Origin of the sequence: Vibrio sp. 10N.261.55.A10 (genome assembly GCF_041470825.1) — a bacterium.
In the GTDB taxonomy this organism is placed as follows: domain Bacteria; phylum Pseudomonadota; class Gammaproteobacteria; order Enterobacterales; family Vibrionaceae; genus Vibrio; species Vibrio crassostreae_C.
Genome location: NZ_JBFRNC010000028.1, coordinates 17021 through 39934 on the forward strand (window position 1 = coordinate 17021; position 22914 = coordinate 39934).

17 protein-coding genes and 1 pseudogene are annotated in these 22914 nt (G+C 44.1%); 12 read left to right on the forward strand and 6 right to left on the reverse strand.

What is annotated here, in order from left to right; all coding sequences use genetic code 11:
- The first annotated feature begins 144 nt into the window (after positions 1 to 144).
- Both AB4274_RS08395 and AB4274_RS08400 read left to right on the forward strand, forming a co-directional pair.
- Positions 145 to 786, forward strand: a complete 642-nt coding sequence (locus AB4274_RS08395) for a c-type cytochrome (RefSeq protein WP_017064226.1) — start codon at positions 145 to 147, stop codon at positions 784 to 786.
- A gap of 9 nt (positions 787 to 795) precedes the next feature.
- Positions 796 to 1857 (forward strand): c-type cytochrome, encoded by a 1062-nt coding sequence (locus tag AB4274_RS08400; RefSeq protein WP_372111683.1) that lies wholly within the window; start codon positions 796 to 798, stop codon positions 1855 to 1857.
- A gap of 141 nt (positions 1858 to 1998) precedes the next feature.
- On the opposite strand, the gene AB4274_RS08405 is transcribed toward AB4274_RS08400, so the two are convergent.
- Both AB4274_RS08405 and AB4274_RS08410 read right to left on the reverse strand, forming a co-directional pair.
- Complete coding sequence (locus AB4274_RS08405; protein ID WP_017070613.1) at positions 1999 to 2928, reverse strand: LysR family transcriptional regulator; 930 nt, start codon at positions 2926 to 2928, stop codon at positions 1999 to 2001.
- Positions 2929 to 2954: 26 nt separating this feature from the next.
- On the reverse strand, positions 2955 to 3395 hold the full coding sequence (locus tag AB4274_RS08410) for an Lrp/AsnC family transcriptional regulator (protein WP_009845852.1): 441 nt from the start codon (positions 3393 to 3395) through the stop codon (positions 2955 to 2957).
- A gap of 141 nt (positions 3396 to 3536) precedes the next feature.
- Here AB4274_RS08410 and AB4274_RS08415 point away from each other — a divergent pair, with 141 nt between their 5' ends.
- On the forward strand, positions 3537 to 4121 hold the full coding sequence (locus tag AB4274_RS08415) for a LysE family translocator (protein WP_017058847.1): 585 nt from the start codon (positions 3537 to 3539) through the stop codon (positions 4119 to 4121).
- A 55-nt stretch (positions 4122 to 4176) separates the two neighbouring features.
- On the opposite strand, the gene AB4274_RS08420 is transcribed toward AB4274_RS08415, so the two are convergent.
- Positions 4177 to 4566: a DUF1294 domain-containing protein gene (locus AB4274_RS08420; protein WP_017064222.1), complete on the reverse strand. Its 390-nt coding sequence runs from the start codon at positions 4564 to 4566 to the stop codon at positions 4177 to 4179.
- Between the two features lie 156 nt (positions 4567 to 4722).
- Here AB4274_RS08420 and AB4274_RS08425 point away from each other — a divergent pair, with 156 nt between their 5' ends.
- The 3 genes from AB4274_RS08425 (at position 4723) to AB4274_RS08435 (ending at position 11317) form a co-directional block, all read left to right on the forward strand.
- A complete protein-coding gene (locus tag AB4274_RS08425; protein WP_372111686.1) occupies positions 4723 to 6495 on the forward strand; it encodes an alpha-amylase family glycosyl hydrolase in 1773 nt (590 codons plus the stop codon).
- Positions 6496 to 6848: 353 nt separating this feature from the next.
- The gene (gene pulA / locus AB4274_RS08430; protein ID WP_372111688.1) at positions 6849 to 10553 is read left to right on the forward strand and encodes a pullulanase-type alpha-1,6-glucosidase; all 3705 of its coding nucleotides are present in this window, start codon (positions 6849 to 6851) and stop codon (positions 10551 to 10553) included.
- Positions 10554 to 10987: 434 nt separating this feature from the next.
- Positions 10988 to 11317 (forward strand): hypothetical protein, encoded by a 330-nt coding sequence (locus tag AB4274_RS08435; protein ID WP_017058851.1) that lies wholly within the window; start codon positions 10988 to 10990, stop codon positions 11315 to 11317.
- 102 nt (positions 11318 to 11419) lie between these two features.
- On the opposite strand, the gene AB4274_RS08440 is transcribed toward AB4274_RS08435, so the two are convergent.
- Both AB4274_RS08440 and lamB read right to left on the reverse strand, forming a co-directional pair.
- The gene (locus AB4274_RS08440) at positions 11420 to 12247 is read right to left on the reverse strand and encodes a MalM family protein (RefSeq protein WP_017058852.1); all 828 of its coding nucleotides are present in this window, start codon (positions 12245 to 12247) and stop codon (positions 11420 to 11422) included.
- A 165-nt stretch (positions 12248 to 12412) separates the two neighbouring features.
- The gene (gene lamB, locus AB4274_RS08445; protein WP_372111691.1) at positions 12413 to 13750 is read right to left on the reverse strand and encodes a maltoporin LamB; all 1338 of its coding nucleotides are present in this window, start codon (positions 13748 to 13750) and stop codon (positions 12413 to 12415) included.
- Between the two features lie 434 nt (positions 13751 to 14184).
- On the opposite strand from lamB, the gene glgX reads away from it, so the two are divergent.
- From glgX to AB4274_RS08460, 3 genes are all read left to right on the forward strand, one after another.
- Positions 14185 to 16170, forward strand: coding sequence for a glycogen debranching protein GlgX (glgX, locus tag AB4274_RS08450; protein WP_372111693.1), 1986 nt, complete (start codon positions 14185 to 14187; stop codon positions 16168 to 16170).
- A gap of 240 nt (positions 16171 to 16410) precedes the next feature.
- Entirely contained in the window at positions 16411 to 18153 is a 1743-nt protein-coding gene (locus tag AB4274_RS08455; protein WP_372111695.1) for a diguanylate cyclase domain-containing protein, read from the forward strand.
- Between the two features lie 131 nt (positions 18154 to 18284).
- Entirely contained in the window at positions 18285 to 19013 is a 729-nt protein-coding gene (locus AB4274_RS08460) for a tRNA (adenine(22)-N(1))-methyltransferase TrmK (RefSeq protein WP_029236367.1), read from the forward strand.
- Between the two features lie 105 nt (positions 19014 to 19118).
- Here the strand turns inward: AB4274_RS08460 and AB4274_RS08465 are convergent, their stop codons facing one another.
- A complete protein-coding gene (locus AB4274_RS08465) occupies positions 19119 to 20063 on the reverse strand; it encodes an acyltransferase (RefSeq protein WP_017063993.1) in 945 nt (314 codons plus the stop codon).
- A 331-nt stretch (positions 20064 to 20394) separates the two neighbouring features.
- On the opposite strand from AB4274_RS08465, the gene AB4274_RS08470 reads away from it, so the two are divergent.
- From AB4274_RS08470 to AB4274_RS08480, 3 genes and pseudogenes are all read left to right on the forward strand, one after another.
- On the forward strand, positions 20395 to 21195 hold the full coding sequence (locus AB4274_RS08470; RefSeq protein ID WP_017058858.1) for a ferredoxin--NADP reductase: 801 nt from the start codon (positions 20395 to 20397) through the stop codon (positions 21193 to 21195).
- A 65-nt stretch (positions 21196 to 21260) separates the two neighbouring features.
- Positions 21261 to 21341, forward strand: a pseudogene (locus AB4274_RS08475) (cytoplasmic protein); the annotation flags it as partial.
- Positions 21342 to 21807: 466 nt separating this feature from the next.
- Positions 21808 to 22800: a 2-hydroxyacid dehydrogenase gene (locus tag AB4274_RS08480; protein ID WP_372111697.1), complete on the forward strand. Its 993-nt coding sequence runs from the start codon at positions 21808 to 21810 to the stop codon at positions 22798 to 22800.
- Positions 22801 to 22914 lie beyond the last annotated feature (114 nt).

Here is a 22914-nt window from a genome sequence, read left to right on the forward strand (position 1 = left end):
GTTCACATCAATACCATTATGGTGATTGAGGTTATTAATGTGAGACTCACCTCAAGTTCCAAGTGAATTAATGTGGAAATCCACAATAGCGCGAACAACCAATTATGTCGAAAATGCATGCATTACAACCAATAGCGACGCCTCATGACTAAGCTGACAATTAAAACTCAAACTCTAACGCTTTGCATCGCTGCTCTAGGAAGCCTTTCTTTATCCGCTTTTGCACAAGCAGCACCTAATCCAATGCCAGAAGCCGCAGAAACTTGTAGCGGCTGCCATCAAGCCGACGGTAAAGGCATGCCCAACATTGCCCCTATGCTTGCAGGGCTCAATGCTGACTATCTAGAACATCAACTGGTTCTGTTCTCAAGTGGTGAGCGTCAAAGCGCGATCATGAAGGGAATGGCTGACGGTGTATCTGATCCCGCAGTTCGTCGTGAGGTCGCAGAATACTTTGCATCACTACCTTCATACGAATTTACCGATTTAGAGCAGCGCGGCTCACAGGCTGATATCGATAACCCCTATCGTAAACTTGTATTCCAAGGCGATTGGGATAGAAACATTCCAGCCTGTGCAACCTGTCATGGGCCAAGCGGTATGGGCGTAGACAAATTCCCGCGCCTAGCAAGCCAGCATGCCGACTACATTCAAACTCAGCTCAACGCTTGGAAAAACGGCACTCGTAAGGGTGATGATTTGAACATGATGGGCAATATCGCCGGTAAGTTGACCGACGATGAAATCAAAAACCTGTCTTACTACTTCGCATCTTTCCGATACTAAAGGGCTCGCATGAAAACATTACTTCTAATTACCGCAACCCTTGCCTCTGGAATCGCTTATGCCGAAGCTGAGTTGCCCGATCGCCAAACCGAACTGCCCGCCGTTGAAAAACCACAAGATAATAAATATCTGGTGCCACGCGACTTGGTAGATATTCCTGATGGGGAGTTTGGCGACAAAGTAAAACTGGGCTATTCCCTGTTTGTCGATTCACAACAGATGCGTGGTACGTTCGTCGGCAATGAACAAAACTGTGTCAACTGCCACATGCAAGCGGGCATGAAGCCTAACGCTGCCCCTCTTTGGGGTGCGTACATGGCCTACCCTGCGTATCGTTCTAAGAATGACAAGGTAAACAGCTACGCAGAACGTATCCAAGGTTGCTTCACCTACTCAATGAATGGTCTGCCACCGGCTGAGGGTTCAAAAGAGATGGTCGCACTGACGGCGTATTCATACTGGCTGGCGATGGGCGGCATCTTAGACAAGAACGGCATGCAAGATACACCCGTTCCTGAGATTAGCGATGCCGACTTACAAGTCGGTGGTAAAGCGGAAAGCTTCCCTCTCCCTGAAGAGCTGTTAAGCAAATACCCAATCGATGGCCGCAGTAAGTTGGCAGGGCGTGGCTATCCTAAGATTGATAATCCTGAACAAGAGCCATCGATAGCGCGTGGTGAAAAGGTTTACCAAACCAACTGCCAAACCTGTCATGGTCAAAATGGTGAAGGTATTAAAGGGGCTGACGGACGTTCATACTTTCCACCATTGTGGGGCGAAAACGCGTATAACTGGGGCGCGGGTATGCACCGGGTGAACACCGCTGCCTATTTCATCTATGAAAACATGCCGCTTGGAAAGAGCCAGCAACTTTCGATTCAAGATGCATGGGATGTTGCTGCATTTGTGAATAGTCATGAACGCCCACAAGATCCTCGATACAAGGGTGATGTTGCTAGCAATGCTAAGCGCTACCACAATCACCAAGGTTACTATGGCAAAGAAGTTGATGGTCATGTACTAGGTACCAAAGCTTATCCGAGTGGTAAAGAAGTGATTCATGAGCATTAATAGGTATTAGTGAATATGAGCCGTTCACGCCAGCTATAGCTAAGCTTTACATTGTAAATCAGTGATAGCCGGAACAATTAAAAAGGAGCCAGATCGTGTGACGATCTGGCTCCTTTTTAGTTTGAACTATTAGAAACACAACTAACCTTGCTGCATCTTCTCCCAAATCGTCGGAGAGCCAATATAGTCTTGAACCGTAGTGATGAATTCTTTGACTAGTTTGGTTTGCTTACGGTGCGGATAGACAGCGTAGATTGCGGTATCAATCGTAGAGATCGGATAATCCGGCAGTAAAGTGACCAAGCCAAGTTCTTTCATTGAGGCATACAGGTTTGATTGATCAAGGAAGCCATAACCTAGACCATCTTTCACACAAGACACCATAGTACGAACATCACTCACCTTATAGTTGCCACGAATCGTTAGGCTCTGGAAGGTATTACCTCCCGGCTCTTCACTAATGCGCAGATGGTCGACCGTCATATCACCATTGGTATAAATCACCGCAGGTAGAGCGAGTAGATCTTGTGGCGTTTTCGGTTCACCGTGCTGCTTCACAAAATCGTTTGACGCGACCAACATGAAATTACTGTCGGCAATCTTCTTCGCAATCAAATTCGATTCAACAAGCTTACTGAAGCGAAACGCGATATCAAACTGCCCGGCAATGATGTTGGCGATCTTATCGTCTAGTGAGAGTACGATCTGAACATCTGGGTACTTTCTCATGAACTGAGTGATGATAGGTTGCAAATATTGCTGCCCAAAATAGATCGGTGAAGTAATTCGTAGCACACCTTTGGGTTCAGACTGGTATGAATCTGCAATTCCTTGGATCTGATTGATAGTGTCTTTCAGCACATAGGTTTGTGCGAGAATATCTTCCCCGGCCGACGTCAACGAAAACGAGCGTGTAGAGCGGTTAAGCAGCTGAACTCCTAAATCTTGCTCGAGCTTTTTGATCTGTTTAGAGAGTGATGAGTTGTCCATATCGTGCAAGGTTGCCGCTTTGGTAAACGACCCTTGTTGAACCACATCTAAGAACAATAACAACTGATTGGTATTTGGCACTGCGCCTCTCCTGAAATAAAACTCGACTAGCGTTCGTCTTTAGGGGTATCCATCACAACCATAGTCGTAATAGATTGCACCTGAGCACATTCCCCAAGCACATCGGCATGAAACTTCTTATAGCCCGGTAGATCTTTGGTTTCTACCCTTAGCAAGTACTCGTTGGCACCGGTAATGTTGTGGCACTCCACCACCTCTTTTTCCATACTGACATGCTGTTCAAACTCTAGTTGAGCCGCTTTGCTGTGGCTCGATAAACCAATCGAAACGTAAGCAATAAAGCCAACGCCCATCAGGCCATTATCCAGAACTGCACGGTAACCTTGAATGATCCCTTTACGCTCGAGATCTTGTACGCGCCTTAAGGTCGCAGAAGCCGACAAGCCAATCCGTTCTGATAGCTCAATGTTGGAGATTCTGCCGTCCAATTTAAGCTCTTGCAATATCCTTTCGTCAAATCTATCCATAAGTAATTATTATTGTGCATTTAGTGATAATAGAGGAAATAAAAGCACATAATTGCCTCACTTTCCACCTACTATGTTTCTCAACACGTGAAAGTCATGACCGGTCAGTCACTTCGTTCATTTTTTTGCTGGAGAACCATAATGCCTTTAGAACAACTTAGCGCACTTGCCTTGTTTGCGTTCGTCTCGACCTTCACGCCGGGTCCAAATAACATCATGCTCATGACATCAGGAGCAAATGTTGGCTTTGCCCGTACTATTCCACACATGCTTGGCATTGCTCTAGGGTTTGCAGCCATGTTGCTGCTGGTTGGCTTCGGTTTAATGGGCATTTTCAACGCGTACCCAGTTACTCACCAAATCTTGAAATACCTAAGCCTTGCTTACCTCGTGTACCTTGCAATTAAGATAGCATTGAGCGGCAAAGCCAAAAGCACCGAGGCTTATAAGCCAATGACCTTCATCGGCGCGGCAAGTTTTCAGTGGGTGAACCCGAAAGGTTGGTCGATGGCGCTGACGGCAATTTCAGTGTATAGCAGCGGCAGTTCATGGTGGGAGCTTGCGATCATCGCAGGTATCTTCACGCTCGCCAACTTACCATCCGTGACATTCTGGACAGCGGCAGGTAAACAACTGCAACACTGGTTAACAACACCAGTCCGTATCAAAAGCTTCAACTACGGTATGGCAGGCTTGCTTCTAGCATCGACCATTCCGATGCTCTAGTCGAATAACTTCTGTATTTTAACGGTTGGTACTCCTGTGCTAACCGTTATTCTCTTTATAAATAACCCACAAGTTCACTAAGCCAACGACCAAACATCGTCTGCCCGCTCGGCGTTAACGTCCACACAAACGCCGCAACATTCACTGCCACTGTCACCCAATATATGGCTCTGAACGGCTGCTTCTGCGTTTTATGACGCAGCTTATCTTGAGCAATCAACGCCCCTAGCCAGCCACCAGCAACAGAAAAAATATGCAGAGTTTTCTCTGGCACACGCCAATTGCCATTGATCGCTGCTCGCTTGTCCTTCGCGTACACAAAAAACGTCACGAAACCGATAACCAAATACCACACCAACAGCGCTTTAGAACTTTCCGCAAACAACACAGACACCGCCACCAGAACCAAATAAGTGATAACGATTTGAATAGATGAAGACAACATGACTCCTTTTGAGCAACAGCTCACATACTGTAGCAATTACGCCCTGTAGATTTTGATAAGGATGAGTAAGGCATATTGTAATTCGGTTAGCCTGCAAAGAATAAACAAGCCCTTTCATCCCTACATAACATGATGGAAGTTAAAGGAATTATAAATATGTACAACCAAAAGTACGCCATCTACCAAGTTTTTACGCGTTTATTTGGCAATAAAAACACCCAACATGTTCCATGGGGCACAATCGAGCAAAATGGCGTCGGTAAGTTCAGTGATTTTACCGACAAAGCGCTGTCTGAAATCCGCAAACTCGGTATGACTCATATTTGGTATACCGGAGTGCCACATCATGCGCTCATCAATGACTACAAGCACCTTGGTATTTCAGACGATCACCCTAGCGTGGTAAAAGGCCGTGCGGGATCACCATATGCCGTCAAAGACTACTATTCCGTAAACCCAGATCTCGCAGACAACCCTGAATGCCGACTAGAGGAGTTCGAGGCACTAATCAAAAGAAGTCACGACAATGGTTTAAAAGTGATTATCGATATCGTACCGAATCACGTTGCGCGTCATTATAAAGGCTTAAATAACCCGCAAGGCGTCAGTGACTTCGGCGCTCAAGATGACACAACGCTGGAATACTACAAAGACAATAACTTCTACTACATTCCCAGCAGCACCTTTGAATTGCCAGACATAGAGCCCGCCTTTACGCCGCTAGGTGGTGAACAGCACCCTAACCTAAACTCCCCTTTTATAGAGACGCCCGCCAAATGGACAGGTAATGGCTCGCGCTTAGCCAAGCCTAGTTTCGATGATTGGTATGAAACCGTGAAGATTAATTACGGTGTGCGACCAGACGGTTCAAAAGATTTCCCTGAACTACCGAGTGACTATGCCCAGCGAGATTACCGAGAGCATCATCATTTCTGGGAATCGGCTGCTGTGCCTAGCTCTTGGGTAAAATTTCGAGATATAACATTGTTTTGGTTAGAAAAAGGTGTTGATGGGTTCCGCTACGACATGGCTGAGATGGTTCCAGTCGAATTCTGGAGCTACCTCAATTCATCGATAAAGATGAAAAACCAAGATGCCTTTCTGATGGCAGAGGTTTATCAACCGGACTTATACCGCGACTATATTCACCTAGGAAAAATGGACTACCTGTACGATAAGGTTGATCTTTATGACGGTCTAAAAGACATCATGCAAGGCAAGGCTTCAACAGCAATCATCCCCGAAATCCAACATCAGATGATGGATATTGAACATCACATGCTGCACTTCTTGGATAACCATGATGAACAACGCATCGCGTCTCCTGAATTTGTAGGTGACCCAAATATAGCGAAGCCTGCAATGCTAGTCAGCGCGTTATTGAGTAGTTCTCCAACCATGATCTACTTTGGGCAAGAAGTCGGCGAACCGGGCGCGGAGAATGCAGGCTTTGGACAGCCCTCACGAACTTCCATATTTGACTACATCGGAGTCCCACAACACCAAAAGTGGATGAACCACGGCGCATTCGATGGCGGGCTATTAGACGAAAACGAAAAGCAGCTGCGTCACTTCTATCAAAAGGTAATGAACTTTTCGCTAGAGCACTCATCGATAACAGGTGATTACCAAGACTTACACCAGTGCTGTAACTTAAGTGATTCAGTCTACGCATTTCTGCGCTCTGACCACCAAGAGCTAACCATTGTTGCAGCTAATTTCAGCCAACATACCACTGAAAATATTCACTTAAAGATTCCAAGTGATGTAATCCAAAAACTCAAATTAGTTGATGGTCGTTACATACTCAATGAATATATTGAAGGCATAGCGCAACAAGTGCTCGACATTGAGAACAGTGTTGGCAGTTTTAATATTGAATTGAAACCGCTGGCGTCTTTGGCTTGGGTGTTATCCTTAAATGGATGATATACCTATCAATATAAATTACCGAACAGCTCGCTTTTAGCTAATTGATAAATAACTTAATTTCCACATTAAATTAACACTCTCTCAATTCGATATATTACTCACAATAATAAGGATGAGCTCTCATCCTTATTAACTACGCCTAGCCTCTACGCCTTACATTATTGATATTATGCAAATGAGTCATTGATCCAATTAATTTAACAATAACCAAATACAAAGCGTGATATTGACACTAGGTTTCCTATATTTACGAATTTAAAATAACTTTATACATTGCCATCACAAATAGTTGACCTTGGTTAAAGCTAGGATATTCATCTTCATAAAAAGTGAAATATGGATATCAAAACGTGAACAACATAAATATTAATAAAATTATCTCTCTACGAAATACCTTCAACAATACCAAAAAGAAGAGCTTCAAACGCTCTACATTGGCCAAAGCAATGTTACCGCTCTTCACCGCTACTTTGATCGCGGGTTGTGGTAGTGATAATGATAGCGACAACGGTACAGCCCCTGGCAACAGTGGTTTATACCCTGCAGCTGAAAACGAAGTCGTTATTTACTACAAACGCGATGTTGCCGCTGCCAGCTCATCTGGCTCAACTTACGACGGTTGGGGATTGCACCTTTGGAATGGTGAAGGCTGTACCAGCACAGATTTAGTCGGCATGGGATTAAGTGAAACCGGAACCGACTGGAACAGCCCTTACGAATATGATGGTATCAGCGATACTTACGGTGCCTATTATGTGTTGAAAGTTGACCCAGATGCCTCTGACCCACACAAATGCATGAACTTCATCTTGCACAATGGTGATGAGAAAGCATTTGGCAGTGCGAACTCAAAAGTCGAGTTAACTAAGCTTGGCGATTCACAAGGCGTATTTGGTTTCCATGGCAGCAGCGAGTTGTACTACGACCCTATTTCAGAGCGACCAGTCAATATTGATGGTCAAAAAGCACACTGGCTAGATGCAACCACAATTGGTTGGGAAGCGGCTAGCAATGCAGACTCTGTGAAGCTTTTCTATGCACTAGACAACAGCATCACAATGAACGATGACAAAGAGATTGTCGGTGGAACTGCAATTGAACTAAGCAAAGACGGAGAACTATCTTCTGAATTGAAAGAGCGTTTCCGACACCTTGCAAGCTTACCTGCCCTAGCTATCGATGTTGACGACAGCACACTTCGCACTATTTTAAAATCTCAGATAATTTTTGTTGCCTACAATGCCAATGGCGATGTTATCTCTTCAACTGAGGTTCAAAAACCTGGTGTGCTTGATGCGGTATTTGCTAGCGAAGATGCTGGTAATGCAATGGCTGAAGAACTAGGCGCAATTGTTGAAGGCAGTGCGGCGACCTTCAAGCTTTGGGCACCAACCGCGCAAGATGTAGAACTCGTTCTATACAGTGAAGATCTGCTAAGTTCACAAGTAATCCCGATGACGGAAAACACTGAGACAGGCATTTGGGCGACTGATGCCGTGTCTAATGCAGTGAACAGTTATTACCGTTACCAAGTGAAGGTTTATCACCCAACCACAGGCAATATCGAAACTCGCCTTGTGACAGACCCATACTCTCTCAGTTTGTCAAAGAACTCAGCATACTCTCAAGTGATTGACCTGAATGATTCAACCTTGAAACCAGCGAACTGGGACAACTACCAACGACCAACCGTAGAGAAAGACGAAGACCACGTACTTTACGAATCACACCTACGTGACTTTAGTTTCAGCGATAAGCTCGGCACAGCTAGCCTAAATGGCAAGTACCTCGCTCTTACAGAAGCCGATCGTGAGTCGGTCAAACACCTACAAGCTCTCCAAGAAGCAGGTTTAACTACGCTGCATATCTTACCAGCATTTGATATCGCTACCGTCGATGAAGATGCCGCGAGCCGTGTTGATATCACCGACACCGTAGGAAAACTGTGTGATGTAAAACCGACAGCTACCTTATGTGGAAGCGAAGACGAAAACAAAGTCATCGAAGACGTACTCGATGGTTATGACCCTTCAACGGGTGACGCACAAGCATTAATGAATGACCTTCGTATGCTTGATAGCTTCAACTGGGGCTACGACCCATTCCATTACACAGTTCCTGAGGGAAGTTACGCGACCGATCCTAATGGTTCTCAGCGTATTCTCGAATTCCGTCAGATGGTCAAAGCTACGCACGACATGGATCTTAAGCTGATCATGGACGTGGTATACAACCACACCAATGCGTCTGGTGTGAACGATAAGTCGGTACTGGATAAGATTGTCCCTGGGTACTACCACCGTCTTAACGTCAACACTGGTGGCGTAGAAAACTCGACTTGTTGTGACAACACTGCGACCGAAAACCTGATGATGGGTAAATTGATGGTTGACTCACTTAAGGTGTGGGCTGACGACTACAAAGTGGATGGTTTCCGTTTTGACTTGATGGGCCACCAGCCAAAAGATGTAATGGTCGAAGCATTGGAAGAAGTGCGCAAAATCGACCCGAATACTCTGTTCTACGGGGAAGGCTGGGACTTTGGTGAAGTCGCCAACAACGCCCGCTTCGATCAAGCGAACCAAATCAACATGGCAGGTACAGAAATCGGTACCTTCTCAGACCGTTTGCGTGACGCCGTTCGTGGTGGTAGCCCATTCGATGGTGGTGTCGACTCAGAAGGGAACCACCCACTTCGCTTTAACCAAGGCTTTGGTAACGCAGCGATTGCCAACGAAGAAACCAAAGTTGATCAAGATTCGATCAATGGTCGTTTACATAACCAAGACCTTGTTCGTTTAGGTATGGCAGGTAACCTCGCAGAATACGTACTGATTGATTACAAAGGCGATACCAAACTGGGTAAAAACGTTGATTACAACGGCGCGCCAGCTGGTTACACCAAGATGCCTTCCGAGAACATCTCTTACGTTTCCAAACACGATAACCAAACACTTTGGGATAACAACGCTTACAAGATCGCCACTGGTACTAGCTCTGCAGAGCGTGCGCGTATGCAGTCTGTATCGCTTTCTACCGTGATGCTAGGCCAAGGCATACCATTCATCCATATGGGTTCTGAACTGCTACGATCTAAGTCTATGCAGCGCGATTCTTACGATTCTGGTGACTGGTACAACCGCGTCATGTTTGATGGGACGGACAACAACTGGAATGTTGGCTTACCTCGTGAAGATAAAGATGGTGCGAACTGGGATCTGATCAAAACAATCATTGCTGACAGCGCGGCTAAACCAGACTCAGACGACATTGAGCTGACTAAGCAGCAATTCCTAGAGCTATTAAAGATCCGTAGCTCAAGCGAACTGTTCCGCTTAGATACAGCTGACGAAGTTATGAAGCGTGTCGACTTCCGTAACGTTGGCGAAGATCAAGTCGAAGGCCTGATTGTCATGTCGATCGATGATGGCGTGTCTGCGGGCGACGATCTTGACCCTGCAAATGATGCGATTGTGGCAGTTGTAAACTCAACTAATAAATCTCAATCATTCAAAATCACAGGAGCAACCGGCTTTGCACTGCACACCGTTCAACAAAATTCTGAAGATGACATTGTAAAAGGAGCAAGCTTCGCCGCTGAAACCTTCACAGTACCTGCATTAACCACCGCTGTATTTGTACAGGCACAAGGCGATGCGCAAGGTGTCGGTCTGCCAGTCGATAACTCAGATAAAGATGTATCTAGCATTCCGCCATACGGGCAAACAACGGTTTACGTTAAAGGTGACATGAATGGATGGGGCGCAACGGATGATTGGGCAATGAGCTTTGTTGCTAATGGGGTTTACTCTGTAACGGGTACTTTGGAAGCGGGAGACTATGGCTTCAAGTTTGCAGATGCAGATTGGAAAACACCTAACTTTGGTTGTGATTCAGTTGAACTTGCTGATGGATCAATCGACCTAGGTACTGATGCTGATGGTAACTGCCAACTAAGCGTAACAGAAGCTGGTAGCTATACATTCACTCTGAATGCGATTCACGAGCTGGATGACGACGTAGATGGCCCAGTTGTTTCAGTAACCAAGAATTAAACTATAAAGCTTAGATTCTAATAAAAAGATAATAAAACCAGCGAAAGCTAGCCTTTGGGAGACGTCAGTCTCCCTTTTTTACAACTATTGAACCCAGCAGATTTAAGCAAATAATAAACAACTGCATCGCCCATTAAAATTCGGGGCATTTCCAACCATACTTTATAGCCCCTACATTCGATTACATGGCTGAAAACTTAGAACTAAAGGGAAAGGATATTCCTTAGAACCATTAAAACCAGATCTTAACGATATATCATAGTAGGAATGCCGCTCTCCCTTAAGTGAACAGAATTAATCCTGGCAGCCTTTTTTGAAGGGTTACGCCCTACAATTACGATTAAAATACATTCAATTCTCGATGTAATATTCTATCAACAGCAAAACACCGCAGTTGTTTGCGGTGTCGTTAAATTTTGATTAGGAAAACTTCCATGAACCGTAAACATATCATCAAAACCATCCAAATGGGCATCGTGACTACAGCATTGATGGGCGGGATGGCTTTGGCTAATACCACTGATCTTGTAGAATCTACCGACGCTGCTCGCGCCCTGGCACATACTCCTAGCACTGCAACAACGCAACAAATACAAGCTGAAAATGCCGCGCACAAACAGGCACTGCAAACACTTGAAAGCAACGGTAATGTTGATCAATATATGGAAACGGATAAAGCAGGGGAAACGACTACTGGTCACGTATCAAAATGCGAAAATACAGAAGTCCCTTTAGGCGAGAAAGTTGCTGAACATTGCAAATAAAAAGCATATACATTAAAGCGGTATTCGATAGGGTTCCTTAGAAGATGCTAACCGATGCTTAACTTACAAGCATTGCACTTTTAAAGGAACCCTTTATCTATATTACTTGGCGTTGACGGCTCGCACAAAGGCTTCTTGTGCACCTTCAATACCAAGGGCTTTTGCTTCATCTAGTAGGCTCAGAGCTTTGGGAATATTATCTGCGTCTACTGCTGCTTGAATGGCATTATGGTAGTAAGTTTGTGTTTCTGGTTGAATTGTTTCAACCTTAGCTGCTGCCGCTGGTTTAGCGTTAGATTCACTGCTAGAGCCAAATGAGAAGAAGCCCACTCTATCAATAGTCACTTCTATCTTACCGACATTCGCATTTGGAACGGGAATGTCTTCTACTTCTGGCAAATAGTTACCACGGCCTTCAGCATCTAAACGTGCAGGGTGAATGACATCAGTAAAACCACCAAGATCTTCTTGCTCTGTATAGATAACTAAGTAAACAGATTCAGCAGTTGTCGGTGGGTAAAAATCATTTTCTGCAACAAGACGGTTGCCCAAATGCAACCTAGGCTTCGCGTATTCGAAGCTCTCTTTGCCATAACGCTCTAACTCGCGACCGTTTTTATCGTAAATCACGGCATTCGGCACAAATGCTGTATCACCGATCATGCTGGTGATCTTAATAGAGTATTCACCGCGATCCGCTGGTAGCTCGATCGCTACTACAGGGCTGTTTATACCCTGATAGTTTAAAATTTGACTGTCTGGTGTTACATCGAAAATTGCCGAGCTTGGAAGCTTCATCGGGGCAAATTGAAGACCAGCAATAGAGTTAACTTGTTCAGCCTGTGCCACTTGCACTTGCTCGACTACTTGTGCAGATTGACAACCGGCCAACGCAACACAACCACTCAACATTAGAGCTTTAAAATACATAACCCTTCCTTCTTGTTATTTTTTTAAGAAATTTACTAACTTTAATTACCACAAAGAGAACTATTCACCTAGGGAACGATCAACTTAATCGTACATTCCTTAAAAAAATAGCCGACGCGAGCCGGCTATGAATTAGGACAGTTTAGGATTGGTTAAGCTAGGTGTTTACCACCAAGCTTCTGCTTGAATACCGAATACGTATTCAGTATCTTCATTTGTACCAAATGCATCGTCATTTTCAGTGTCTAAGATGTAAGAACCGTAAACACGGATTTCAGGACGAGCCCAGAAGCTGTCACCCATAGCCCAAGCTTGAGCTACTGTGAATTTAGCGTTACCAAAGTCTTCTACACCAGTACCAGCGCTGTTGATTTTCTCACCAGCATTGTAACCAGCTTCAAATACTGTGCGCATTGTGTCGTTCCACTTGTACATTGGACGAGCCACTACAGAGTACTGATCGATGTCTTGCTTAGAAGCACCAATTTCAGAACCAGCTAGGTAAGCAAGTTGGTGACCCATTTCCCATGATTCGCCTAGGTTCATAACACCCCAGTTGATCAAACGATAACCTGTTGCATCATTTTGGTCGCCTGAACGGTCGTAGTATGCGCCAGCACCCCAGAAGTTAGCCGCTTGTACGCCGTAACCGTTAGTACCGTACTGTAATACAGTTTGGTTAAAGCCATTATCCATACCTTGGTGGATAATACCTGTAACTAATAGACCATCATCACCTTTCAGTGATTGGCCATCACTAGAAGTAGCGAAGTTGTAAGCTAATGCAACTTCTAGAGACGCATCAGACCACAGGCCAATGTTTGCTAAGCGAACATCTGCGATATAACCATTAACTGTTTCGCCTTTATAAGCTGTAGCATCTTCGTAATTAGTTGGGTCATCCAAAACTACTTTTTCACAAGTCGCACTACCATCACAAGCTTTTAGTGCTGCTTCTCCAGCGGCAGTTAGAACCGCTTTCGTGCCATTTTCAACATTTTGTGAACCATTATCTTGAATTAACGCAACAGAAAGCTTTTGGTCGCCAATAGATAGGTTTTCAATACCACCACCAGTACCTGATGTGTTCAGGAAATAGAAATCAGTGATGTGGATATCTTTACGTTGGTAGTATGTTTTACCAGCCCAAAGCGTTGCTTCTTTATCTGAAGCGATTACACCTTTGGCTTTAACAGCAAATTGTGCAACGTTGAAGTCACCGTCTTCCCAACCATTTGCGCCGTCTGCACCAGAAGCAATCATTGACTCTAGACGCCACGTTTGCTCACCAGTTTTTAGCTCTTCTGCAAAACCAAACTCTGAGTAGTTGTCATTTTCATTACCTAGACGACCAATACCGTTTTTGTTTACAGATACGTCACCGCCAGAATTTCCGCTAATACCAGTACCAGCACGCATGTAGCCATTAAAATCTACAGCGAACGCAGAGCCAGCAGCTAATGTAGTTGCCACTGCAGCAGCAATCAAACTTACTTTTTTCATTCTTAACTCCATTAAGGACGATTTATATTAGGTTTTTATATTTTTGCTCTCTTGCGGCAACCAAAGGCAGTAATGGTAGTCGTAAGATAGAGAGGTTTAGGGTTTCCCCTGATTCGTTTCAACGGGGTCAATATTAAGAGGGGATGACAAGTTTGACTTCCTCCACCCTGAACTAAATTAAGGGGGATGAGAAGGGAGTAGAAAATATACAGAACGGTGTTTTAAAGAGGTAGATCACTTAATCTAGGAGGAGTAGGCAGCACACAGATCTAATTATTCACCTTAAGTGAGATCTACTTCAAATATATAATTTGAACTTCATCGATGAATTATTTTTTTAACCGTAATTATTCTGTGAAGTTGCTTGACCTTACTGTGACAAAGCTTTTTACTTATAGTTCACTGATGTCGATAAACGAACAAGAAATCAAGCAATGACTAGAACGCTCGCTCGCCCTTATCCACTAGGCGCAACGCTAGGTAACACTGGCTGTAACTTTTCAATTTATTCTCCTGACTGTAAATCTCTCTCTCTCGCTCTTTTTGACGAGAACGACGAATTCACCACTTATAAATTAGAAAATGAATACGCTGATATCAGGTATGTCTTTATTGATGGTATTAAAGCGGGACAAAAATACGGCTTCATTGCAGAAACGGACAATGGCCCTATCCTGCTTTCAGACCCGTATGCCAAAGCAATCAGCGAACCGCTCGATTACGTCACGCCATATACCAATGAAAAAAGCTTTGCTATGGCGAAATGTGTCGTTGTTGATGACACCTTCGATTGGCAAGACGTAGAAAAGCCGCGCATTAGCCGCGAAGATACTGTTCTTTTTGAAACGCATGTAAAAGGCCTATCTCAACTGCACCCAGAAGTGGCAGCCAATACCAAAGGTCGTTACTTAGGGTTAGTGAGCCCTGAAATGCTTGCGTTCTACAAACAACAAAATATCAACTCTCTACAGCTTCTACCCGTTGCTGCGTGCATGCATGAGCCTCATCTCTTGGACATGGATAAAGTGAACTATTGGGGTTACAACCCATACTTGTTCATGGTGCCAGACCCACGCTACGCAGAAAAAGACGCCGTTAATGAACTCAAAACCGCAATTCGTGAACTTCACCGCAATGGCATCGAAGTCATTCTAGACGTGGTGTACAACCACACGGCAGAAGGTGGCGAAGGTGGTACAACCTTCAACCTCAAAGCGCTAGATAGCCGCTACTACATTAAACATGGCTGTCATTACGCGAACTTCACGGGTTGTGGTAACACCGTTGATCTCACCCACCAGCCTGCACTTAACCTAGTGATGGATACGCTTCGCTACTGGGTAAGTGAGTTCCAAATCGACGGATTCCGCTTTGACCTAGCAGCAACGCTGGGACGCGAGGGTGATAACTACAACCCTGAGGCAGCATTCTTTAAAGCTGTGGCTCAAGACCCTGTACTTAAAGAAACCAAGCTCATTGCAGAACCTTGGGACATCGGTCCGAATGGCTACCAAGTGGGTAATTTCCCGCTAGGCTGGAATGAGTGTAACGACAAACTACGAGACATCACTCGTAGCTTCTGGCGTGGTGATCAAGGCTATCTGAAAGAGTTTGCAACCCGTTTGATGGGGTCACGTGACATCTACAGTGCTGCGCACTGGCCGTATAAATTAACCGTCAACTACATCACTTACCATGATGGCTTCACCATGCAGGATCTTGTTTCTTACAAGCATAAGCACAACGAAGAGAATGGTGAGAACAACCGCGATGGACACGGCGACAACCGTTCGGAAAACTACGGTGTTGAAGGTGAAACCGAAAACCTGTTAGTTATCGCGACACGTGAAAAGCAGAAACGCAACTTCATGGTGAGCCTGCTGTTTGCTTTTGGTATTCCACATATTCTCACAGCCGATGTGTTATCTCATACTCAAAAAGGTAACAACAACGCTTATTGCCAAGATGGCGTGACCAGCTGGCTTAACTGGGAAGATTCAGAGCGCAAGACTTACTTTAAGACTTGGTTATCTGAAATGATCTCTGCCCGTCAGCAATACATGGTGCCGTTTATTAAGGCATTCAGTGGCGAAAAGCGTAACTCTAACCGCATCTTCTGGAGCCGTGTCGATGGCACACTGATGGAGCATGACGATTGGAACCGTTTAAGCTCTGTAGCTTTGCATTTAGGTATTGGTAAAGATGGCGACGAGTTGATTTATCTTATCAACCAAACCAATGCGCCAGCACGTTTCTCGTTACCTAATGATCGTGAACAAAACTGGGTAACCATCTGTGATACCAACTCGCGAAACGTCAAACCCGGTCATGCAGAAGGTGAAATGTTGTTGTCGCCAACTTCGATGGCCATTTTGCACTACTCGCCAGATCAGGCTGATTTGATTGAAGAAAAAGCTTAGTCAGCTTAATAAAACACCGAAAACCATAGAAGCCAGTTATATTTATAACTGGCTTTTTTGTTAGCTGAATATCACAAAAATCATTCATCCATATGGAATCATTTGCATTGATGTGGTTAATGAAACTGTTTAGTATTGCCGTACTATAAAAATGAATCTATAACGTCTTTGGATATCATGGCTTTACCTAAAACATTAATTCGGCTTTTTAAACCATACATTATTTTATTAACTGGAGGGATGCTCTATCTTGCTGTGGCTCAGCTTGAAAAAGTAGAAACAGCAGCAACAGAACAATCATCAACAAACATTCGTATCGCAAGCTCTACCATTCGTTCCAACATCGAAGCCACATTCGGCAAACTCTATTTTTTAGAAACCAGTCTAGGCTTACCTAAAACGGCTCCAATTGGTGATAAAAAATTCAGAGAATTGAGTGATAATATTCTAGAAAGAACACCAAACTTCTCTGATATCGTTCGATACCAACCACAATCCCAACAATATATATCAAGTCGTGGATTACCTCTTTCCCATGAACAAATCGACGCCATAAAATGGAGCTCAATAGACAGTGTGGTTGAAGATTTCTACATCTCTTCGATTTACCAGAAAGCAGATGGTCGTTGGGTGTTCGCAGTTAAACACACGGCGGAAAGATTGAATGAAGAAATATGGATTGAGTTTGACCTTTTACACACCACACAAGGCTTAAGAGACTTAAAAACGCTTAATCACGGCTATGTGTTTGTCGTTGACCGAGCAACAGAACGACTGGTCTTTCACCCAGATCCAAAACGTATCGGATCTAAATCAGTCAGCTATCACGCAGGTATCAGCCACCAACTCTCACAAGGTGAAACCGTTGGTAAGCACGAATACTACTATCAAGATAACTTCAAAATATCGGTGTTTGACGCAGACAACAGCTTAAATTGGGTGTTCATTGCGGGCACTGACCGCCATGACATCTTAACCAGCTCACATCAATTTACGTTGACGGGCTTAGTACTGGGCTCACTCCTGCTATTGTGGATTGGTGCCAACTATCTGGCTTATCGTTTGAACGTGTCCTTGTCGCAACTGAATAAAGTCGATGACCTTGTAAGCTTTAAGCGAGAGTTAAAATCCATACTGGATAGTTTCACCTACCAAAAAGGCATTCAATTCTGTCTCTATCAGCTTGAGAACCACGCATTCAGTACCATCGACTATCACGGAAACAAATCCACGGTACATTGTGACAAAGCCCTTGCAGAGCGATTTACACCGGACACTATGGCTTACCGAAGTGGTAAGTACGCCGATCCACTGGCGTGTAAACTCAAAATACACCAACGTCATTACTGTATTCCTTTGCACTCTCGTCAGCAGTTGATCGCAGTGTTGTACGTAAACGCAAACTTACCGATCAGCCAGAGTATTCTACGAATGATCCGTGATTACACTGAAGTCTCTTTGTCTAACTTACTGCTTCAACATCAATTGAGCAGCAAAGATCTGATGACGCAGTTAGACAATAAGAGCAGTTTCAACATCGCCATCGAAAACTACGTGAGCGAGCCCGATACCTATGTCGCTCTGCTTGATATCGATAACTTCGACCACGTAAACCGAGCCTACGGTGAAGCGGTGGGCGACAAGATGATCAAGCTGACTGCAGAATCGATACGCAGTTACTTCCCCAAGCCAAAGGGACTTTGCTTGGCTCGTGTTGGAGGAAAGGAGTTCGCAGTATTATTCAAAGCCAATGATGTGAAAGATGCCAAATTCCAGCTAGACCAGTGCAGAGTCGCAATCGCGGAGAAAACCATCGTCACTCCAGATATCACCTTATCGCTAGGGGTTAGCGTGGGATACTCGCAAATAGAGGGTGAAACAGACTCAGCTTTAGCGCTGGCGGAACAAGCGAAACTTATCGCGCAACAACTTGGTAAGAACCGAGTGGAAGGCCATATCAGAGCCGTTGCCAAAGCATCGTAAACCTATACTTACATTTCTGTAGCCACTACAAAGCACCTAGGATTCATACCCTAGGTGCTTTTGTTTTTATGGAAAGTCATTACAATGCGCGTTCAACACGACAATACCCCTTTTCTAACGACACGAGCCTTATGAAGCTAAGTAACCGACTGCAAACTCTCCATTCCCTTGTCAGCAATGACTACCAACATATTTGGGACTGTTGTTGTGATCACGGCTTCTTGGGTGTTCAACTGTTGTCGGATAACAAAGCACCTCAGCTTCACTTTGTCGATATTGTCCCGTCTCTTATGAGCGATTTGGAAAGCAAACTTACGCGTTACTTTCCGCAAGGTGCAATAGCAGAACAGAAAGTGACTAGCCAATGGCAAGTCTACTGTATGGATGTCGCCGCTATCCCGCTTGAGAAACATACTGGCAAACACCTGGTGATTATTGCGGGCGTCGGTGGCGATCTTACTCAAAAGCTCGTCGATGATATTCATCGTCAACACCCAGACAAAGCGATCGATTTCTTGCTTTGTCCGGTGCATCAGCAATTCGAGTTGAGAAGCCATTTAAAGGCGATCCATTTTGGTCTTATTGATGAAGTGTTGATTGAAGAGAACCGTCGTTACTACGAGATTTTATTGGTGAGTAATAGTCGCGGTGATTCAGAAAAGAGCCAAACCGTTAGCGAGATATCAAACGTCGGTGACAAGATCTGGACATCAAGTTGTGATGAACAAGTGAAGGTATCACAGCAATACAAAGCCAAAACATTGCAGCACTACTTACGTATCCATCAAGGACAAGAGAAGCAAGGCAAACCTAGCCAAGTAAAGCATATTATTGATGCTTACCAGGCGGTTAAGCCATAGTAAGTACTAACTTAATGGTTTGAATATTAAGAAAGTCAAATTAATAAAAAAGCCGATAGTTCAATGAGCTATCGGCTTTATTAATGCTATCGATTCAGTTTTAGCTTACTGTTCTTGTTTCTTATAAGCCACATCAGGCTCGTCAACTGTCTCTACCTCAGAAGGCTTATCAACCCCATAAACCGTATCAAGGTAGACGTCTTTCTCTTTCCACGTGCTGTTCAACCAATTGTGGAAGCGACGTTTAAAAGCCTTATCTTCAAAGTAATTACCGTTCACGTTCTCATCCATTGGATGCAATTTAATACGCACAACGACCTTAGTCATTTTGCCCTTCAGCATATCTTCAAACGGAGAGGTTTGGTTTTCAGGGTAAGCTAAGGTCACATCCACGATGCCATCCAAAATTGGGCCCATTGCAGATAAAGCAAATGCCACGCCCCCAGTTTTCGGCTTCAATAAGTGGCGATAAGGGGTCTTTGCTGACGCCAGTTTCTCGTGGTTTGCACGAGTCCCTTCAACAAAATTGACCAATGTTGTCGGTGCTAATTTGAACTTAGTACACGCTTTATTGATTGCATTAAAATCATCATTACGGCGTTCTGGGTTGCGTAATAGGAACTCACGAGAGTGGCGTCTCATGAATGGCATATCTAAGCCCCAGCAGGCCAAGCCAACAAATGGTACGTACAACAATTCATGTTTCAAGAAGTACTTCGTCATCGGCATTTTGTCTTTTAGGATTGAAGACAAAATCACAATATCTGCCCAGCTTAGGTGGTTAGACATCATCAAATACCACTGCTTGGTCGAAATATCTTCCCCCCCTTCCACTTGCCATTCGATATCGTTATTGGCGTTCAACATCCATAAATTAAGAGAAGCCCAACACCAGAATGTGAAGTTAGCTAAGCGAGTGCATGATTTTTGAACGACAGAAATTGGCAAAATAAGTTTGATTAGGGCAAACAGGCTCACAGCCAATGCGGTGAATGCAGTATTAATGGTCACGAACAATACGTTCAAGGCCATACGAAGATTATCAAGCATAAAACACAGTTATATTGAGAACGAAAGCCGCCATTATACGCATCTATAAATTATTCTCTTCAGTAATTGATTGAATATCCTAGGGGTCAAACCACTCAACCTATGTTAACGATGTTCAACCAGCTAAAATCTATTAAAACGAAACCAAAACACATGCACGAGTCATTTGGACTCAAATAGTATATTGTCTTTTTGACAACATTCGACCCAATAATTAACCTTCAATCAGTATTGATAAGCATTCTCATTATTGGCGTGATACATGCAACTCTAAAGTGTAAATAGTTGAGTATCCTTAATGAGATAACTTCTCTTCTTAAAGGTGGATGATATGACAGATATTCCTCATGGTTTAGTTACAGGCAAAGTCCTAAACAAAACAGAATGGACAGATCAATTGTTCTCACTCCAGGTTAGTGCACCTGTCTCTTCTTATCAGGCAGGTCAGTTCACGAAACTTGGCTTACTTAACAGTGAGGATGAGTTCGTAAGACGCGCCTATTCGATGGTGAACGCGCCAGAGCACGAACAAGGTCATCAACATCTGGAATTTTTGATTATTAAGGATCAGAACGGTCAGCTTTCACCTCAACTTCATGAGTTGAAGATGGGCGATGACATCTTTGTCGGCAAAGACCCAAGTGGCTTTATGACCTTAGATGAGATCCCAGAGATCGCCGACGATCTATGGATGCTTTCAACCGGAACCGCGGTAGGCCCATTTATCTCAATACTTGAGAGCATGCAGATACAGCAAAATGAGTTGGCTTCAGACAAAGCCTCTTCATTCAAGAATCTGGTTCTAGTGCATGCTGTAAGAACAGAGCAAGACCTGACTTATCGAGATCGTATCACTCAACTCGTTAATCACTTTCAAGGGAGACTTAAATATGTGCCAATTATTTCTAGAGAATCAGTTACCGGAACTTTGCGCGGACGAATCCCAAATTTGTTACTTGGAGGCGACCTCGAGCAAGCCGCGTCTGTCGCTTTCAATCAAACCCGCAGTTTTTTCTACCTTTGCGGCAATCCGCAAATGGTTCGTGACACAAGCGAAGCGCTAACTAGCTTAGGTTTCGAAAAGCACTTACGCAGAAAACCCGGTCAATTCAGCAGTGAGAACTACTGGTAAATAACAACCGCCACTCGTTAGACAGAAGCACAACTTTCAAAGAACAGTTAGAGAAGAGGTTTTATATGAGTCATTTACGTATTCCGTCACACTGGAAAATTCAACGTTCCACACCCGAAAGTAATATTCATTCAATATTGATGAACTTATAAGCAAGCAACCTCGTAATGTGATTTTTAATGTTCAATAAGTGAAGACAAAAGATCAAATAACCATAGCAATTACAATGACTAATGGTGATAGACAAGAGAAAAAAACTCTAGCACTCTGAACAGAGTTGTAGGGCATGTTGACCTATCGAGCTGATTTTTGCAGCCGTTTGTGGGTTATTTATACAAGGCAGAGAATTCGACGTGTAGCTCGCCTACATGAGAATTCGATAACGCTGTAGAAAGGAACCACAAACACTGCCCGAAGGGTTCGGCTAAAATCGTTTTACTCTTTGTTGAGAGGGTTTTGCTTAGAATGATTAGGCGGCAAACCTCTCGTCGCGATTAAAACGATTTTATCTCGAACAAAACTTAACCGCGAAAGGTCAACATGCCCTTGTTTTAATCCCGTTTCAGAGAATGAATTAGTGGGTTATTTATATTTTAGGTAAGAGAGGAAGCCATGCTCAACATTGCTTTTTTTAGCTCAAAATCATACGACGAAAAATCATTCGAACTGGCAAAAGGCGAACTCAACGCTGAGTTTCATTTTCACGATTTTCGACTCACCACAACAACAGCAAAAATGGCGCACGACAACGAAGTGGTTTGTGCGTTTGTAAACGATGACCTATCGCGAGACGCGTTAGAGATTCTTGCTCAAGGCGGCACCAAGTTAATCGCGATGCGCTGTGCGGGCTTTGACAAGGTCGACCTAGACGCAGCCAAAGAGTTTGGCTTGCAAGTGGTACGCGTTCCTGCTTATTCACCAGAGTCAGTAGCAGAACATACGGTCGGCATGATGATGTGTTTAAACCGCAAGCTGCACAAAGCGTATCAGCGTACTCGTGATGCGAACTTCTCTCTTGAGGGGTTAGTTGGCTTTAACTTCCACGGTAAAACGGTCGGTATGATTGGCTCGGGTAAGATTGGCCTAGCGACGATGCGAATTCTGAAGGGTTTAGGCATGAATATCCTATGCTATGACCCATATCCAAACCCGTTAGCTGTTGAGTTAGGCGCTAAATACGTTGAACTCGACGAACTTTACCAAGAGTCTGATGTGATTTCTCTACACTGCCCAATGAGTAAAGAGAACTACCACCTATTAGATGCGACTGCGTTTGAGAAGATGAAAGACGGCGTGATGATTGTCAACACCAGCCGTGGTGAACTACTGGATTCCACAGCTGCTATCGAAGCGCTTAAACAGAGTAAGATTGGCGCACTTGGTCTTGATGTGTATGACAACGAGAAAGAGCTGTTCTTCCAAGACAAATCAAATGCCGTGATTGTCGATGATGTGTTCCGCCGTCTATCTGCTTGTCACAACGTGCTGTTCACAGGTCACCAAGCTTTCTTAACCAAAGATGCTCTGTTCAATATCGCGAACATAACACTCACCAGTGTTGATGCTTTCTTTGCTGGCAACACCAGCGGCAACGAACTCTTTTAATAACAGATTGAGTTAACAGCAGGCTGAGTTAAAAACAAACTAGGTCTACAGATACAAAGCCACGCTATTCTGAAGTGAACAGCGTGGCTTCGTCGTTTATTCAGTATTCTAAAA